The sequence below is a fragment of the Pseudomonas sp. MDV22-iso1 genome (genome assembly GCF_058145095.1).
This window is the reverse complement of sequence record NZ_JBYVMF010000006.1, coordinates 66,550-83,509: the sequence shown is the minus strand read 5'-3', so window position 1 is coordinate 83,509 and position 16,960 is coordinate 66,550. Positions and strand designations below refer to the sequence as shown.

Annotated in this window: 12 protein-coding genes, 1 pseudogene and 1 riboswitch; of the genes and pseudogenes, 6 read left to right on the top strand and 7 right to left on the bottom strand. The window is 59.2% G+C overall.

Translation table 11 applies throughout. The features are described from left to right. Positions 1 to 12: 12 nt before the first annotated feature. Complete coding sequence (gene ehuA / locus AC3ZVB_RS09685; protein WP_162437268.1) at positions 13 to 807, top strand: ectoine/hydroxyectoine ABC transporter ATP-binding protein EhuA; 795 nt, start codon at positions 13 to 15, stop codon at positions 805 to 807. Positions 808 to 931: 124 nt separating this feature from the next. Here the strand turns inward: ehuA and AC3ZVB_RS09680 are convergent, their stop codons facing one another. The 6 genes and pseudogenes from AC3ZVB_RS09680 to AC3ZVB_RS09655 all read right to left on the bottom strand — a co-directional run bounded on the left by AC3ZVB_RS09680 (position 932) and on the right by AC3ZVB_RS09655 (position 10,941). Next, entirely contained in the window at positions 932 to 1,660 is a 729-nt protein-coding gene (locus tag AC3ZVB_RS09680; protein WP_162437200.1) for a YiaD family glycine zipper/OmpA-like lipoprotein, read from the bottom strand. 118 nt (positions 1,661 to 1,778) lie between these two features. Next, positions 1,779 to 2,420, bottom strand: a complete 642-nt coding sequence (locus tag AC3ZVB_RS09675) for an MBL fold metallo-hydrolase (protein WP_490146385.1) — start codon at positions 2,418 to 2,420, stop codon at positions 1,779 to 1,781. Positions 2,421 to 2,500: 80 nt separating this feature from the next. Then, positions 2,501 to 5,242, bottom strand: coding sequence for a winged helix-turn-helix domain-containing protein (locus tag AC3ZVB_RS09670; protein WP_490146384.1), 2,742 nt, complete (start codon positions 5,240 to 5,242; stop codon positions 2,501 to 2,503). A gap of 399 nt (positions 5,243 to 5,641) precedes the next feature. Then, positions 5,642 to 7,005, bottom strand: a pseudogene (locus AC3ZVB_RS09665) (DUF1329 domain-containing protein). Positions 7,006 to 7,033: 28 nt separating this feature from the next. Further along, positions 7,034 to 8,923 carry a DUF1302 domain-containing protein gene (locus AC3ZVB_RS09660; RefSeq protein WP_162437195.1) on the bottom strand — a complete coding sequence of 630 codons (1,890 nt, stop codon included), beginning with the start codon at positions 8,921 to 8,923 and terminating at the stop codon, positions 7,034 to 7,036. Positions 8,924 to 9,258: 335 nt separating this feature from the next. Continuing rightward, positions 9,259 to 10,941 (bottom strand): fatty acid--CoA ligase, encoded by a 1,683-nt coding sequence (locus AC3ZVB_RS09655; protein WP_194692719.1) that lies wholly within the window; start codon positions 10,939 to 10,941, stop codon positions 9,259 to 9,261. A 333-nt stretch (positions 10,942 to 11,274) separates the two neighbouring features. Here AC3ZVB_RS09655 and AC3ZVB_RS09650 point away from each other — a divergent pair, with 333 nt between their 5' ends. Then, a complete protein-coding gene (locus AC3ZVB_RS09650) occupies positions 11,275 to 12,168 on the top strand; it encodes a glycosyltransferase family 2 protein (RefSeq protein ID WP_194692720.1) in 894 nt (297 codons plus the stop codon). Positions 12,169 to 12,214: 46 nt separating this feature from the next. After that, positions 12,215 to 12,853: a CatB-related O-acetyltransferase gene (locus tag AC3ZVB_RS09645; protein ID WP_490146383.1), complete on the top strand. Its 639-nt coding sequence runs from the start codon at positions 12,215 to 12,217 to the stop codon at positions 12,851 to 12,853. A 46-nt stretch (positions 12,854 to 12,899) separates the two neighbouring features. Here the strand turns inward: AC3ZVB_RS09645 and AC3ZVB_RS09640 are convergent, their stop codons facing one another. Continuing rightward, positions 12,900 to 13,529: a LysE family translocator gene (locus AC3ZVB_RS09640; protein WP_162437191.1), complete on the bottom strand. Its 630-nt coding sequence runs from the start codon at positions 13,527 to 13,529 to the stop codon at positions 12,900 to 12,902. Between the two features lie 282 nt (positions 13,530 to 13,811). Between AC3ZVB_RS09640 and AC3ZVB_RS09635 the strand changes: the two genes are divergently transcribed. From AC3ZVB_RS09635 to AC3ZVB_RS09625, 3 genes are all read left to right on the top strand, one after another. After that, positions 13,812 to 14,777 carry a 2-hydroxyacid dehydrogenase gene (locus tag AC3ZVB_RS09635; protein ID WP_162437190.1) on the top strand — a complete coding sequence of 322 codons (966 nt, stop codon included), beginning with the start codon at positions 13,812 to 13,814 and terminating at the stop codon, positions 14,775 to 14,777. 33 nt (positions 14,778 to 14,810) lie between these two features. Then, on the top strand, positions 14,811 to 15,809 hold the full coding sequence (locus AC3ZVB_RS09630) for a methyltransferase (RefSeq protein ID WP_162437189.1): 999 nt from the start codon (positions 14,811 to 14,813) through the stop codon (positions 15,807 to 15,809). A gap of 50 nt (positions 15,810 to 15,859) precedes the next feature. Continuing rightward, a riboswitch (yybP-ykoY riboswitch) is annotated at positions 15,860 to 15,984 on the top strand. 89 nt (positions 15,985 to 16,073) lie between these two features. Beyond that, on the top strand, positions 16,074 to 16,658 hold the full coding sequence (locus AC3ZVB_RS09625) for a TMEM165/GDT1 family protein (protein WP_162437188.1): 585 nt from the start codon (positions 16,074 to 16,076) through the stop codon (positions 16,656 to 16,658). Positions 16,659 to 16,960: the final 302 nt, after the last annotated feature.

Below are 16,960 nucleotides of genomic sequence, written 5' to 3'. Positions count from 1 at the left end.
GAGACCCCGGCCATGCAGGCAACCTCATCGGTCAAGCCGATCGTCAGCTTCCAGGACGTCACCAAGAGCTACGGTAACTTCACGGTGCTCGACCACCTGAACCTCGACGTCACGCCGGGCGAAAAAGTCGCGATCATCGGCCCGAGTGGCTCGGGAAAATCTACGCTGTTGCGGGTCTTGATGACGCTGGAAGGTATCGACGACGGAGTGATCCGCATCGACGATGACCTATTGACGCATATGCCCAATCGCAACGGTGTGTTGGTGCCGGCCAATGACCGGCATATACGCCGGGTGCGCGGCAAGATCGGCATGGTGTTCCAGAGTTTCAACCTGTTCCCGCACATGACGGCGTTGCAAAACGTCATTGAAGCGCCTGTCCAGGTGCTCGGCATGAAACCCGCCGAGGCACGGGAGCGCGCGGCGGACTTGTTGGAACTGGTGGGGTTGGGCAGCAAACTCGGGCACTACCCTTCGCAGCTGTCCGGCGGCCAGCAACAGCGCGTGGCGATTGCCCGGGCGTTGGCGATGCGGCCCAAAGTCATGCTGTTCGATGAGGTGACATCGGCGCTGGACCCTGAATTATGCGGAGAAGTGCTCAATGTGATCCGCAAGCTCGGCACCGAGCACAACCTGACCATGTTGATGGTCACGCACCAGATGGGGTTCGCCCGGGAATTCGCGGATCGGGTGTGCTTCTTCTACAAGGGCCAGATTCATGAACAAGGGACGCCCACGCAGGTCTTCGAACACCCGCAGCAGGAGCGTACCTGCGCGTTTCTCAGCGCGGTGAAAGAGGCGAATTAGGAATGTTGAGGGGAATCTAATGTGGGAGTGAGCCTGCTCGCGATAGCGGTGTATCAGGCGACATGGATTCGTCTGATACACCGCTATCGCGAGCAGGCTCACTCCCACAGGGGTTACGCGGTGTTTAAGGGTATTGCTGAACGTTGCCCTGCTGCTGGCCACCGTATTGCTGACCCGGAATCGCCTTCAGGTTGACCTCGACGCGACGGTTCTGTGCCCGCCCATTGACGTCGCCGTTGCTGGCAATCGGGTTATCCGGACCGGCACCGCGAGCTGACAGGTTGGCACCGCTGACACCTTGCGACGTCAGGTAGGTTGCAACGCTTTGGGCGCGACGCTGGGACAGGTCCATGTTGTGCTGACGGCTGCCGGTGCTGTCGGTGTAGCCGACGATTTCGATCTGGTTCTGGCTGAATTCTTTCAATGAGCTCGCCAGGTTGTTCAACGGCTGATAGAAGCTCGAAGCGATGTTCGCCGAATCGGTTGCGAACGTGATGTTGCCCGGCATGATCAACTTGATCTGATCGCCCTGGCGCTGCACTTCGACGCCAGTGTTGGCCATGCTGGCACGCAGTTTCTTCTCTTGCTGATCAGCGTAATAACCGTAACCGGCAGCAGAAGCACCGACCACCGCAGCGCCGATCAGCGCACCCTTGCCACGGTTGTTGTGGTCAATGGCAGCACCCGCGAGCGCGCCGGCCAGAGCGCCGAGGCCGCCGTACTTGGCTGTTTTGCTCATGCCCGTGGAACCGCCATCAGCCTGACCCTGGTTGTCATACGGGTTAGGCGACGCGCAACCAGACAGCATGGCCATGGCAGTAGCGACAATAATCAAACGACGCGTGGTGAACATGAAGAGCTCCTATTTTTTGAATTCTGTGGTGCAACGGACTTAAGCATTCGTACTGTGCGGGCTGGACCTGTGCGGGCGTTTGATCATTTCCCGCGATAAAAATTCCGTTGCCTGGACGTCATGCCCGTACAAACGGGTTCTCGCGCATTTCATCACCCAAACGTGTGTCCGGGCCGTGACCGGTAACGACGGTTGCGTCTTCGTCGAGGGTGTACAAACGCTGTTTGATCGAACGCACGATGGTCGCCTGATCACCACCCCACAGATCCGTGCGCCCTACCCCACGACGGAACAACGTGTCGCCGGCGATCAGCAGCTTGGCCTCTGAAAACCAAAAGCTCATGGAGCCCGGCGTATGGCCGGGCGTGTGCAGCGCGACACCACAACCACACGCCAGCTCTTCGTCATCGGCCAACCAGCGATCCGGCGAAGGCACGGGGGTGTAGGGAACACCGAACATCTGGCATTGCATCTCCAGATTGTCCCAAAGAAATTGATCTTCCTTGTGCAGGTGCAGGGTTGCGCCGGTTTTCTCCTTCATCTGACCAGAGGCCAGGAAGTGATCGAGGTGCGCATGGGTGTGAATGATGCTGACCACCTTCAGTCCAAGGGCATCGAGGCGTGCCAGGATCAGTTCGTGGTTGCCACCCGGATCGACCACGATGGCCTTTCTGGTGATCGGATCGCCGATGATCGTGCAGTTGCACTGCAAAGGGCCGACAGGAAAAGTTTCGCGGATCAGGGTCGGTATCTGTGACATCGGGCGTGCTCGACAAACATGAATAGGCAATTTTGGCACATTTGCATCAAGCCATTCGCTAGCGCCGTCTCAGAAATGCGCTAGCTCAATACTCCCAATTCCTTCGCCCGCGCCACCGCCTGGGTCCTGCGCTCAACGCCGAGTTTGCTGTTGATATGGCTGGCGTGGGTTTTGACTGTGTGCAGGGAGATGAACAGCTGGTCGCTGATTTCCTGGTTGGAACAGCCTTGGGCAATCAGTTTGAGTACGGCGAGTTCACGTGTACTGAGTTGTTCGCACGACGAGTGCGAAGGCTCGATAACGATGCGCGCAGCCACCGCTGGCAAGTGTTCAGACAAGCTGAGGGTGACGGCGTTTTTTGCGTGTTGATGCAATTGCTCGCGCAACCAGTCGGGGTGTTTGCTCAACAAACGCTCGAAGGGTTGCAGGACACCGCCACTCGCCGCTTCAAGCGACTGGGCGAAAGAATCCCGGGCCTGAGACTCTCGGCTGGATGCCAGCAGAATCTCGGTCTTCTGAACCAGCGCCATCACGCTGAGCATCTGCCGGCCCGTCTGCTGACCATTTTCGAGCAAGGCGTTCAATCGCCCCTCGGCCAGCATCGGTTGACCCTGGATGACTTCCAGCAGGGCCTGCTGCAATTCAATATGCAGCGGCAGTTGCGGGTGAAACTCAGGGGGTGCTGCGGGTTGCTCGCCGTTGTAGGTCTGGCCGAGGCGCGCCAGCCAGGCCTCAGCCAGGTCCGTGCGTCCCTGGGCCAGCCACAGTTCGCATTTGACCAGGGTAATCATCGCCAGGTAGTAAATCGGCGGCACGTCCCAGATGTGCATCAGCCGCTCGGCCTCGGCGAGTTCAGCGAAAGCTTTGGCAAACTCGCCGCTGTTGCCTTCAAGCCTGGCAATCACGCAATGGCCGATCAACACGCTGATATCGCGACAGGCCCGGGCTTCATTCAACCCGGCCAGCAAGCGTAGTCGGGCGGCCTGTGGCTGCAGACGCATGGCGAGCAGAAACCCTTCGTACAACGTTAATCGTGCGCGCACGGCGTAAAGCCGTTGCGGTGATAAGCCCTGCAAACGTCGTAAACCCTGCCGGACCTCATCCAGCGCACGAAGAATCTCACCTCGCGCCTGCAACACCCGGGCGCGGTCGTAATGGGCCAGCGCCTCGAACAATGGATTGCCGACCCGTTGCGCCAGCTCCAGAGAGTCACGGTTCAGCCCGCGCGCGCGCCACAGGTCGCCATCGGCAATGGCCAGATTGGACAGGGTCGACAGGCACATCAATCGCTGGCCGTAACGCTTGGATGGAAGGCTCTCCAGCGCTTCGGTGCAATACAGCAGGGTCAATTCGCGGTTGCCGCGCCCACGGGCGATGATTCCGCTCAAGGCCAGCCATTGCGCCAACATGGATTTCTGCGCCGTGGCCGAGGGGGCCGGCAGGAAGCGACTCAGGTGACTGGCCAGCTCCTCGGCGGCGTCCAGTTGGCAGGCCAGCCCCAGCGCCCAGCTGTACAGCACGATCAGTCGAGGGGTGCTGATCAGCAGGCTGTCGGGCAAGTCCATTTTCCAGCGCAGCAGCATGCCGACGTTCTGTTCGGCCAGGAGTTGTTCTTCAGAAAGGTTCTGCACCAGGTTCGCCGCGACGTCCAGATGCCCGGCGCGCAACGCCTGCTCCACGGCCTCATCCAGCAAGCCCTGTGCGTTGAACCAGCGACAGGCGCGCAGATGCAGGCTTGCGGCGGGCACGATCACCTGTGCGGTCGGGCGAGTACGCAAGAGATCGGAAAACAAATGGTGGTAGCGGTACCAATGGCCGTGCTCGTCCAGCGGCACCAGGAACACTTGATGGGCCAGCAGAAAACGCAATATTTCGGCGCTGTCATGGGCTTCGCGAACGGCGTCGCACAGCTCGCTGCAAAAACGTTCTTGTGGTGCGGTGTCGTACAGGAATGACTGCACTTCGGCGGGCAGGCAATCGATGACTTCTTCGAGCAAGTAGTCGCGGATCAACCCTTCCCCGCCGTGCAGGGACTGGGGTAATTCACCCTCGGTACCCGCTTCCGAAGCGGCCAGCAGCCAGAATCGCAGCCCGGCAACCCAGCCTTCACTGCGCTGGATCAGGTTCTCCAGCGCTTCGCCACGCAAGGACGTGCTGTGCCGATCGAGGAGCGTCAGCGCTTCATCGTGGGTCAGGCGCAAGTCCTGTTCGTGCAGTTCGAGCAGTTGCCGCGACAACCGGAGGCGCGCCAGATGCCAGTCCGGACGCTGCCGACTGGTGACCATCACGAGCAGGCCATCAGGAAGATGATTGAGGAAAAATTGCAGACAACGATCAAGCACCGGCCCTTGGGCCAAATGGTAATCGTCCAGCACGAGAAGCAACGGCGCCGTCGGTAACAAGTGCACGGCCAACTCATCGAGCAAACCGTCCAGCCATTCTTCGAAGGCAAACGGTTGATGCCGCTGACGCATTTTCAGCAGCCCCAGTGACTGGCTACCGAGTTTCGGGAAATAGTCTTGAAGGCCTTCGAGCAGTCGTTCCAGAAAGCGGCCAGGATCACTGTCACGCTGGCTCAATCCGAGCCAGAGGCTTTGCCAGTGAGCCGGTAGCCCCTGGCAGAATTCCACCGCCAGCGAACTCTTGCCAAACCCTGCCGGCGCACTGACCAGCAACAGCCTGCCACCGAGACCTGCACTCAGGCGCTCGCAAAGACGAGGTCGAAGCACATGGCCATCGGGCAACGGGGGGCGGAAAAAACGTCCGTCCAGTGCCGCGACGGCAACGCTTGCAGGGCCCGGGATAGGGGACAGATCAGTCATGGCCGGCTCTTGTTTGAATTGCTGATGGCGGCATTGCAGATGTCCGCAGACTAGCGGTAAACGCAGAGGGAATGAAGGTTATTGCAACAAATGACTACAAAAAGGCTACAAAGCGTTTCGACTTTGGGGGAGTCACGTTGCCCCTGTAGCAGCTGCCGAGCCTGCGAGGCTGCGTTCGATTTGAGATTCGGCGACTGCTGCGCAGTCGAACGCAGCCTCGCAGGCTCGGCAGCTGCTACACCGGCATTGGCATCGGCATTGGCATTGGCATTGGCATCGGCATTGGCATTGGCATTGGCATCGGCATCGGCATCGGCAGCATTACCTTAATGAACACACAAAAAAAAACGCCCCGAACCAGTCGGGGCGTTTCTAGAGGGTGCAGCCTCTGCTCAGTCCTTAGCGAACACCGTCCTGACGCAATGCGGCTGGCGTGAAGTCGCTGGTGGTGGCGGTGAAACCGAAGTCATATGCCGATTTTTCTTCGTTCTTCATGCCCAGTGCCAGATAACGGCCCGATTGCAGGTCATACAGCACTTCCAGGGCGTACCACGGCACTTGCTTGTCGTAGTAGTCTCGGCATGCGCCTCGGCCACACGCCACAGCTGACCGCGACCGTCGTAGTGATCGATGACCGCTGCTTGCCAGGTGTCTTCGTCGATGTAGAAATCACGTTTGGCGTAGATATGACGCTGACCTTCCTTCAGGGTCGCGACCACATGCCAGACCCGGCGCAACTCGTAACGCGTCAGGTCCTGATTGATGTGGCCAGCCTTGATGATGTCGGCGTACTTGAGCGTCGGCGAGTCGATCTTGTAGCTGTCGGAGGCGATGTACATCTCCTTCTTGCCTTCAAGTTTCCAGTCGTAACGATCCGGCGCACCGTTGAACATGTCGAGGTTGTCGGAGGTACGCAGGCCATCGGCAGCAGTACCCGGCCCGTCATAGGACACTTGCGGCGCACGACGCACACGACGCTGACCGGCGTTGTAGACCCACGCCGAGCGCGGTTCTTTAACCTGGTCGAGGGTTTCGTGCACCAGCAGCACGCCACCGGCCAGACGCGCCGGCGCGGTCACTTTCTGCTTGAAGTAGAACAGGATGTTGCCCGGGTTCGCTGGATCGTAATCCTTCATCTTGTCGCGGAACACGAACTGATCCTGGAAGTACACCAGGCTGAAAGAGCCGTTCGGCTGAGGCGTCGCCTGGGTAACGAGGCGAGTCACGCTACCGCCGCGATACCGGGTGATGTGGTTCCAGATGACTTCGACGCCGGTCTTCGGAATCGGGAATGGCACGGCGGTTTCGAAGTTTTCAAGACCGTTGCCGCCGGATACCAGCTTGGTGTTGGTGGCGTTTTTCTTGATGGACGCGAACACTTCATCCGGCACGGTCGAGCCGCGATGGGAGGTGTAGACCGGCATGATGAAGGTTTCCGGATAACGCTTGAACATCGCGTATTGGCCCGGAGCAAGCTTGTCCTTGTACTGGTCGACGTTCTTCGCCGTGATGGTGAACAGCGGTTTCTCACTGGCGAACGGGTTGGACAGGAAGCCTTTGCTGTCCACGGTCCCCGCGTTTTTCGGCAGTGGCTTCCAGGCCGGGATCGACCCGTCGGCATTGCCCGCCATTTCAGCGCCCATTGGCGTCAGGCTCTTGCCCAGCTTGTCCGCTTCGGCGGCAGGGACGGCGGCCATCACACTGGTCGCCAACAGCGAAAGTCCCAGAACACCGGCTTGGAACAGACTCTTTGTTATTTTCATATGTGTGTTCGTCCTGAAAATACAGTGCTTAGAAGTTCACGCCGACGCTGAGTGCAACAAAGTCGCGGTCGTCCACAGTGGTGTACTTGCCGTCGAAGAAGTTGGTGTAGGCCAGGCTCGCGGTGTAGGTGTTCTGGTACTCGGCATCGACGCCCAGGCTGACCGCTTTGCGACCTTCCTCGAAGTTGCCGCCAGGGCCAGGGGAGTAACCGCTTACGTCGTGGGACCAGGCCACGTTCGGTTTGAGGTTCACACCGGCAAACACGTCGTTGTATTCCCAGATGGCGCGACCGCGGTAGCCCCATGAGGTTGCCGTGGTGAAGCCTTCGTTGTCGCAATTGCGGCTGCGGTTGTTCTGTGGTGAACCAGGACCTGCACCGTTGATGGTGCTGGCGTTGAGGATGTTGGCGCAGGTATCGACGCCGCCAGTGGCTGGCAGCTCACCTGGACCGTAGACCGGATCACGGCCGTAACGCACATCGGAGGTGCTTTCCAGGCCACCGACGTGGGTCACGCCGACTTCACCGACCACGGTCAGACGGCTGGCGCCCATGACCTGATCGAAGAAGTGCGTCAGGGTGGTCTGGAACTGGGTCACTTCCTTGCGGCGATAACCGTGCAGGTCCGAACCCGGTGATGCCGAGAGCAGCGAAGCGTTGGTCAGCGCACCGCCCAGAGGACGAACACCGGCGAACAGGATGTCGGTGGAGTTGAGCTGCACCGGTGCGTTCGGACGGTAGCTGATCTCACCGCTCCACGCCGTACCGGTAGGCAGGGTGGTGGAGAAGCTCAGGCCGTAGAGGCGAATGTCTTCCGGGTATTCGATGAAGTATTGCGAGTTGCCGGCCACCAGCAGTGGTGCGAGTGCGGCGAATGGCCCAGGCAGACCCGCTGCCGTGTTGTAGACCGACTGCGGCGCACCCGTGGCGCTGAAGATCGGCGCACGGCTGTGGTAGTTCATGAAGTAGGCACCGAACTCGGTGTCCAGCGGGTCGAACATGTACTTCAAGGACGCGCCCCACTGGCCGCTGTCCCGAGCATCGCGATCCGGACCGCGACGAACCAGAACCCCTTCATCGTTGACATCGACACCCGCGCCGGCCAATGGACCCAGGGCGATGGCTGGAATCTGCGAACGCTTGTTCAGCACGCGCAAGTTGTTGTCGCAACCATCAGCAACGATGTCTGGCTGAGAGAAGAACGTGCCGCAGTTGTCGACGACGGTCTGGTCCCATTCCAGCTGGTAGAACGCTTCGCCCGAAAGGTTTTCGGTGAGGCTCTGCGAGACGTAGAACATGTTGACCGGGATCAGGCCTTCCTTGATCTCGGCACCGGGACGACGGAATGCGGAAACGTCGATCGGGTTGATCGAGTTGATACCGCCACCGATGAACGTACTTTCACCCCAGCTCACAACCTGCTTGCCCAGGCGGACGGAACCCGGCTGATCGGCAATGGCGTAGTTGTGGTAGATGAAGGCGTCGAGAATCTGGCCACCGGAAGACTTGGCGCCTTCCTTGCGGTTGTCGTTGCTGACGTTCTTGAACTCCAGGTCTTCGTTCTGCAGCGCGAAGTCGTACCAGTATTTGCCCCGTACGAAAACACCGGTATCGCCGTATTTCAGCTCAAGGTCATGGATGCCTTTGAAGATCTTCGAGAAGGCCTGGCCGCTCTTGAAGTTCAAGTGACCGTCGTCGGAGGTCTGGGACAGGCCGTGACCGCCGTTGTTGACACCAATGAGGTTCTTGTTCGGCGACTGGGTGGAGACGCTCATACCCAGGGAGAGAGAAGAGTCGAACTGACCTTCGATTTCACCAATGTTGAAACTGACGCCGAATGCGGGCCCGGCGAGCGTAGAAGCAAGACTGACCGCCAGCGGCAATTTCGCCCGGCGCCAGAACTGGTTTACTGATGTCATCGACGCTACTCCATGTGCATTATTGTTATGGCAGTGAGTACTTTTAAAAACGCTGTGGATGACCGGAAACCAAGGTGTCCCGAAGTCATTCCCAAGGTGCATCGCCCCGTTTGTGCGTGTGCTCCGTTCTTAAAAATCCTTGAGCGGACTATAGCCAGCAGGTAGTAGAGCTTGATCCCTCTAAAGTGTGATTTGCAGCTGCCAGCCACTCTGGAACAGTCCTTTCGCCAGTCCGACAACTGTCGGCACGGGAAGAATGGCTGAAAATTCAGATTTCACAAGCCAAGCGCTTGCTTGGTGGGGCTGGCGTGCCTTTTCGGGCACGCCAGAAATGCTTAAAGCGTCGAGAGGAAGGTGCTGTTGTTGGCTTGCCACTCGGTGATGTCGATGCGAATTTTTTTCTTGTCGAGTTTGCCGACGCTGGTCTTGGGAATTTCAGTAACAAGGGCGATCTGGCTCGGGATGGCCCACTTGCTCAGGTGCCCCAGTTCCACGAACGGCTTGAGGTGTTCCTTGAGTTCCTTGGCCCCGATAATGTGGCCCTCGCGGATCACCAGCAACGCAAAAGGACGTTCGCCCCACTGCGGATCGGCGATGCCGACCACTGCTACTTCGCGTACCGCTACGTGGCGGCTGATCAGGTCTTCGAGGTCCAGGGAGGAAATCCATTCGCCACCGGTCTTGATCACGTCCTTGATGCGATCGCGAATGTCGATCACGCCCATGCTGTCCAGGGTCGCGACGTCACCGGTATGCAGCCAGCCACCGGCCCACAGCTCTTTGCCCTTTTGCGGTTCGTTGAAATAGCCCTCGGTGAGCCACGGCGCGCGCAGCACCAGTTCGCCTTGGGTCTCGCCATCAGCGGGCAGGAAGTTACCGTCAGTGTCGACAATCGCCGCTTCCACCAAGGGCCCTGGGACACCGGCCTTGATGCGATAAGTGGTGCGTTCGTCTTCCGAGCCCGCCATCAGCTCGTCGTTGAGGTGAGCGCACGACACCAGCGGACCGGTTTCCGACATGCCATAGGCGGCGGTCAGCTGGATGCCCTTGGCTTTGGCCGCTTCGTACAAGGCACGGTTCAGCGCGCTGCCACCAATGACGATTTTCCAGCCCCCGAAGTCGGTGTTCTGCGCGGCCTTGGCATTGAGGACCATTTGCAGAATGGTCGGCACACAGTGGGAAAAGGTAACCTTTTCCTTGCGCCACAGCTCCACCAGGTACTCAGGGTCATAGCGACCGGGATAAACCTGCTTCAGCCCGAGCATGGTCGCGACATACGGCAAGCCCCAGGCGTGAACGTGGAACATCGGGGTAATCGGCATGTACACATCGTTGGTGCCCAAGAGACGCACGCTGTCGATGGCGCCCATGATCGTCGACACGCCCATGGTGTGCAGCACCAGTTGCCGGTGGGTGAAGTACACGCCTTTGGGGTTGCCGGTGGTACCGGTGGTATAGAACGTGGTGGCGACCGAGTTTTCGTCAAAGTCCTGGAAGTCGTACTGCGGGCTCGCGTCTGCCAATAGCTGCTCGTACTCACCGACAAGGTTCGGCAGGTCAGCGGTTTTCTCCGGCAAATCGGTCAGCAGCAGGGTTTTATCGACGGTGGTCAGGTGACCGGCAATCGCGTTGTAAAGCCCTACGAACTCGCTGTTGACCAATACGAATCGGTCCTCGGCGTGATTCATGGTGTATAGAATCTGTTCCGGTGACAGGCGCACGTTAATGGTGTGGATCACCGCACCGATCATCGGGATGGCGAACATGCACTCCAGATAGCGATGGCTGTCCCAGTCCATCACCGCCACGGTATCGCCCGCTTTAACACCGGCCTCCGTCAGCACATTGGCGAGCCGCGCAACTCTTTCGATCAGGGTTGGGTAGCTGTAACGCAACTGATCACGGTATACGATCTCGCGGGTCTTCTCGTAGCGAGCACCCGACATCAGCAGCCGTTTGATCAGCAGCGGGTATTGGTAAGCGCCTTCGGCTGGGGGGATAACGCGAGTCTGCAACATAAGAATCCCTTTTCCTGACTGCACGGTCGTGGCTGAAAGCAAGCACTCTAATGCCGTTGCACGAGTGCCAAATCAGCCGAAGGAATGATTCGGCGCCCGTGTAAAATGCTAGCTTTGCGCCACTATCGAGACGGGTTTCCGGGAATTTTCGCTGTTTGCCGTGTAAAACCTTGTAATGGATGCAGCATCGTTCGTGAGACCTACGTACCATTATCGATGTAACGAGCATACCGGTAGACTTATAACTATTGACCGAAACACCGCCCCCTCTTCACAGTCAGGCACTTGCCATAACGCCTGCCTTGCCAATTGCCATCGGTATTGCATAGAACAATGAGCACTGAAGTGATCGCCCCTCTGGACCATTCCAAGATACAAGCGCCCCTGATTTCCATCGTGGCGCCTTGTTACAACGCGGAAAAATACCTGGAAGAAGCCATAAAGAGCATCTTCGGCCAGGAATACCCGAACTTCGAAGTCATCATCGTGGACGACGGGTCCAGCGACAACAGCATCGCAATGCTCAAGCAATTGCAGAACACCTATGACTTTCAGCTGTACACCCAGGCTAACCAGGGTGTGAGTGCGGCACTCAACCATGGTTTGCGCTACGCCAAGGGTGAATATGTGTCGACGCCAGATCTGGACGACATCATGCTGCCGCAGTCCTTGAAAGTCCGCGCCGAGTACCTCGACAAGCACCCGAATGTCGGTTGCGTCGGCGCGCTGATTATCTATATGGACAGCGAAGGCAAAACCCTCAAGCAGCAGCAGCGCGATCAGATCCGTGTTTACACCTTCGATCAGATTCTCAGTCGCGCCGTGGTGATCGGCGCCCCGACTGCGCTCTACCGCATGAGTGCTATGCGCAATGCCGGCTTCTATGCGCCCAACCTGCGCGTACAGGACTTCCAGATGACCTTGCGCATTGCACGCCTGGGTTACGAGATCCATGAACTGCCGGTGTGCGTGACCCGCTATCGCCGCCACCCAAACAACCTGTCGAGAAAGTACAAGGTATTGCTGCAGGCGGACCTTGAAGCCATCGCACCGTACCTGAGCCATCCGGGCTATCAGAGCGGGCGTACGCAGTTGGTGAACAAAGCCCTCAAATACGCCGTGATCGAAGACAAGAAAGAAGCCTGGAAGCTGCTGCGTTCCATTCCGTGGCGACATTTGAATCGAACCAGCTTCAGACGTTTGAAACGCTTGATGCTGCATCACTGACAGATATTCACGCGTCCAAACTTCTTCCGCTTTCCAGGCATTGCCCATGAAATTTCTCGAAAAACTCAAAGAACGAAAAACCAGAAAACATCTCAAGCGCCTGGAAAAACTGCAAAGGGCTCCGGAAAAAATACGCCTGCGCTATCCCAAGTATGAAATCGGCGTAGGCACTTACGGTATTCCGAATGTGATGGAGTTCGGTGACGATACGATTCTGAAAGTCGGCTCGTACACATCGATCGCCGAGGGTGTGCAAATTTTGCTGGGCGGCGGACACCGTACCGACTGGGTCAGCACCTACCCGTTCCCCCTGATGATCGATGAAGCCCGGGACATTCCAGGTTGCAGCCCGACCAAGGGCGATGTGGTGATTGGCAGCGATTGCTGGATCTGCGCCAACGTGATGATCCTGTCCGGCGTGACGATCGGCCACGGCGCGGTGGTCGCGGCGGGTGCTGTCGTCACGCGTGACGTCGAACCCTATGCCATTGTCGGCGGCAACCCTTGCCGCCACATTCGCTGGCGGTTCGAGGAAGATGTGCGCAATGAACTGTTGGCGTCCGCCTGGTGGGACTGGCCGATGGAAGAGGTCAAAACCGCCTCTCGCCTGCTCTGCAGCAGTGATATGGAAGGTTTTCTGGATTACGTCCGCCAGCGTCAGGCGCCCGCAGTCGACGCCACTTAAAGCAGATACGGCCGCAGCTGATCATGCCGCGGCCGCTGAACGCGCGTTAATGCATTTCGGTGAAGGCCAGTTTTACGCCGATGGCAATCAGTACCGCCCCCATCGTGCGATCAAACCAGTGGCCCATGCGAGCGAAGCCGGCGCGCACACGTTGCTGGCTGAACAGCATCGCCACCAGGCAAAACCAGACCGCCGTCGCCACCGCGAGATAGATCCCGTAACCGGCCTGCACCGCCAATGGCGTGTGCGGGTTGATCACCACGGTGAACAGGGACAGAAAGAACAGCGTGGCTTTCGGGTTCAGGCCGTTGGTTACGAACCCCGACGTAAACGCTCCACGCGCAGTGCGCTCGCCGACTTCCTTGTGCAGATCGTCCGCAACCGGTTTGGCGGGCTGCGCACGCAGTGCCTTGAAGCCGATGTACAGCAGGTAAGCGGCGGCGGCCCACTTCAAGGCGTTGAACAGCACAATCGACTGCGACACGATCAGTCCGATGCCGAGCAACGAGTACCCCACGTGCAGGAAGATCGCCGAACCGACCCCCAGCGCCGTCCAGGTGCCGGCACGACGACCATGGGTCACGCTCTCGCGCACCACCACGGCAAAGTCGGGGCCGGGACTGGCCACGGCTAGCAAATGGATTAGGGCAACGGTCAAAAACTCTGTCCAGTACATGTGAAAATCCTTAGGCGGCAGGCTTAACAAAAATCTCAAGGGTAGCTTCGCAACTGTGGCGAGCGAGCTTGCTCGCGCTCGGCTGCAAAGCAGTCATAAACCAGGTGATGCGGTATTCCTGAAAAAAACACGGTTGCCTGTGTTGGGGCTGCTTCGCAGCCCAGCGCGAGCGAGCTCCCTCGCCACGGGTTTGGCACCGGCCCACTTAATAAGTAACTCATTGTTTCATCTGGTAGGCTCGGCAGATTACGCCTTCAGTTCACCGCACAAAAGGTACAGTTGATGACGAACACTCACCGCGCCGTTTTCCTCGACCATCCCTCCCTGGACCTGGGTGACCTCGATCTGAGCCCGTTGCGCGCCTGCTTCAGCGATTTGCAACTGTTCGCCCAGACCACACCGGACCAGGTGATCGAACGCCTCAAGGGCGCCACGGTCGCGATCAGCAACAAAATCCTGATCGATGCCGCCGCCATCGCCGCCAGTCCCGAACTGAAGCTGATCCTGATCACCGCCACAGGCACCAACAATGTCGACCTCGCCGCCGCCCGCGCCCATGGCGTCACGGTGTGCAATTGCCAGGGTTACGGCACGCCCTCGGTCGCGCAACACACGATCATGCTGCTGTTGAACCTGGCAACGCGCCTGGCCGACTATCAGAAAGCGGTCAGTGAAGGACGCTGGCAGCAGGCGAAACAGTTCTGCCTGCTGGACTATCCGATCGTCGAACTGGAAGGGAAAACCCTCGGTTTGCTGGGCCACGGCGAACTGGGCGGCGCGGTCGCGCGACTGGCGCAAGCTTTCGGCATGCGTGTGCTGCTGGGACAGATTCCGGGGCGCCCTGCCCGGCCGGATCGGCTGCCACTGGCTGAACTACTGCCCCAGATCGATGCCTTGACGCTGCATTGCCCGCTCAATGAACACACCCGCCATTTCATCGGGGCCGCCGAACTGGCGTCGATGAAACCTGGCGCTTTCGTGGTCAACACCGCACGCGGCGGCTTGATCGATGAGCAGGCGCTGGCCGATGCCTTGCGCGGCGGTCACCTTGGAGGCGCGGCCACCGATGTGCTGAGCGTCGAGCCACCCACCGCCGGCAACCCGTTGCTGGCTCAGGACATTCCTCGACTGATTGTCACCCCGCACAATGCCTGGGGCAGCCGCGAAGCGCGCCAGCGGATCGTCGGGCAACTGACGGAAAACGCGCAGGGATACTTCAGCGGTAAAGCACTGCGGGTCGTCAGTTGATAGACTGCGGCACTTTTTTTCAGGGAGCAGATTATGGATCCGCGCAGTGAAGTACTGCTTCGTCAGGCCGAGTTATTCCAGGGTTCGGTGCTACTGGCCGGTTTGCCCGCCGATGATTTGCTCGCTCGCCTGCCTGGCGCCCATGGCTGGTGCTGGCACGCCGGCGATCAAGCAGCACTCGATGCCCGTTTCGCCGAGCGCAGCCACTTTGGCGTGACAGCGCCTGAGCGTGAGTTCGATTCCGCGGTGGTGTTTCTGCCCAAGTCCAAGGACCTGACTGACTACATTCTCAACGCCCTGGCCTCGCGCCTGGCCGGCCGGGAACTGTACCTGGTGGGTGAAAAGCGCAGCGGCATCGAAGGCGCCGCCAAGCAACTCAACCCCTTTGGCAAGCCGCGCAAGCTCGACAGCGCGCGTCATTGCCAGCTTTGGCTGGTCACTGTTGCCGATGCCCCACAAGCCAAATCTTTGGAAAGCCTGGCCCAGACTTACGAGTTGCCGCTGGCCGAAGGCCCGCTGAAAGTCATCAGCCTGCCGGGCGTGTTCAGTCACGGTCGGCTTGATCGGGGTAGCGCGCTGCTGCTTGAACATCTGGACAAATTGCCGAGCGGCCACTTGCTGGACTTCGGTTGCGGCGCCGGGGTATTGGGGGCTGCGGTCAAGCGGCGGTATCCGCACAACCAGGTCACCTTGCTCGACGTGGACGCCTTCGCTGCCGCGAGCAGCCGTCTGACACTGGCTGCCAATGGCCTTGAGGCCGATGTGATTACTGGCGACGGTATCGATGCGGCCCCCATGGGTCTGAGTGCCATTCTGAGTAATCCACCGTTCCATGTCGGCGTGCACACCGATTACTTCGCAACCGAGAACTTGCTGCGAAAAGCAGCCAAACACCTGAAAAACGGCGGTGAACTGCGCTTGGTTGCCAATAGCTTCCTGAAGTATCAACCCTTGATCGAAGAGCATCTGGGTGTCTGTGCGATCAAGGCTGAGGGACAGGGTTTCAGGATCTACCGCGCCAAGCGTGGCTGAAATTTCTTTTCAAAAAGAGGCTTGCCCAATCGGATTTGCCTAGGCAGAATCCGCTCCGTCCTAGGGGAGTAGTCTCCCACGAGCGCCATGCTCGTCCGGCATACGTCAACATACTTGGTCCTCAGACCATGGCGTATGCGACCCAAGCGTCCGCATCAGACGGATCGCAGGGTTTGACAAGACCTATGACACGAACACCTTACCCGGGGCGGGAAGGCTGTACGTGTCATAGCCGTGTCGACCCGCCCCTTAGGAAAACCCCTGATGCTGGATTCTCTACTCGTTCCGACCGCAATCGTTGCCTTGGCCGAAATCGGCGACAAGACGCAACTGCTCGCGCTCATTCTCGCTGCCCGCTTTCGCAAACCCTGGCCGATCATCGCCGGCATCGTTGCCGCAACCCTGGCCAACCATGCGGCGGCCGGCGCGGTGGGCGCCTGGGTCGGTGGTTTCTTCTCGAATTCGATGCTGCACTGGATCCTTGCCGTGAGCTTCGCCGCGACGGCGTTGTGGACCCTGGTGCCGGACAAGATGGATGACGACGAAGCCAGTACCGCGCGTAAATTCGGGCCGTTCCTGACCACGCTGATCGCGTTCTTCCTCGCCGAGATGGGCGACAAGACCCAAGTCGCTACCGTGATGCTCGCGGCGCAATACCCGGAATTGTGGCTGGTGATCATCGGCACCACCCTGGGCATGTTGATTGCCAACGTACCGGTGGTTCTGGCGGGTAACTTTGCGGCGGACAAACTGCCGTTGACCCTGATCCGTCGCCTGGCGGCGTCGGCGTTTTTCATCCTGGCGATTGTCGCGGTGTACAAGGCGATGCAGAGCAGTGGCTGGATCTGACGCGGTGGTTGGGTAGACCGCGTTATCGTTCATCGCCAGCAGGCTGGCTCCCACAATTGGAATGCATTTCCCTGTGGGAACCAGCCTGCTGGCGATGAGGCCCTTATGGACGATTCGCCAGCAAGCTGGCCCTCACAATTGGAATGCATTTCCCTGTGGGAGCCAGCCTGCTGGCGATGAGGCCCTTATGGACGATTCGCCAGCAAGCCGGCCCCCACAATTGGAATGCATTTCCCTGTGGGAGCCGGCCTGCTGGCGATGAGGCCCTTATGGACGATTCGCCAGCAAGCCGGCCCCCACAA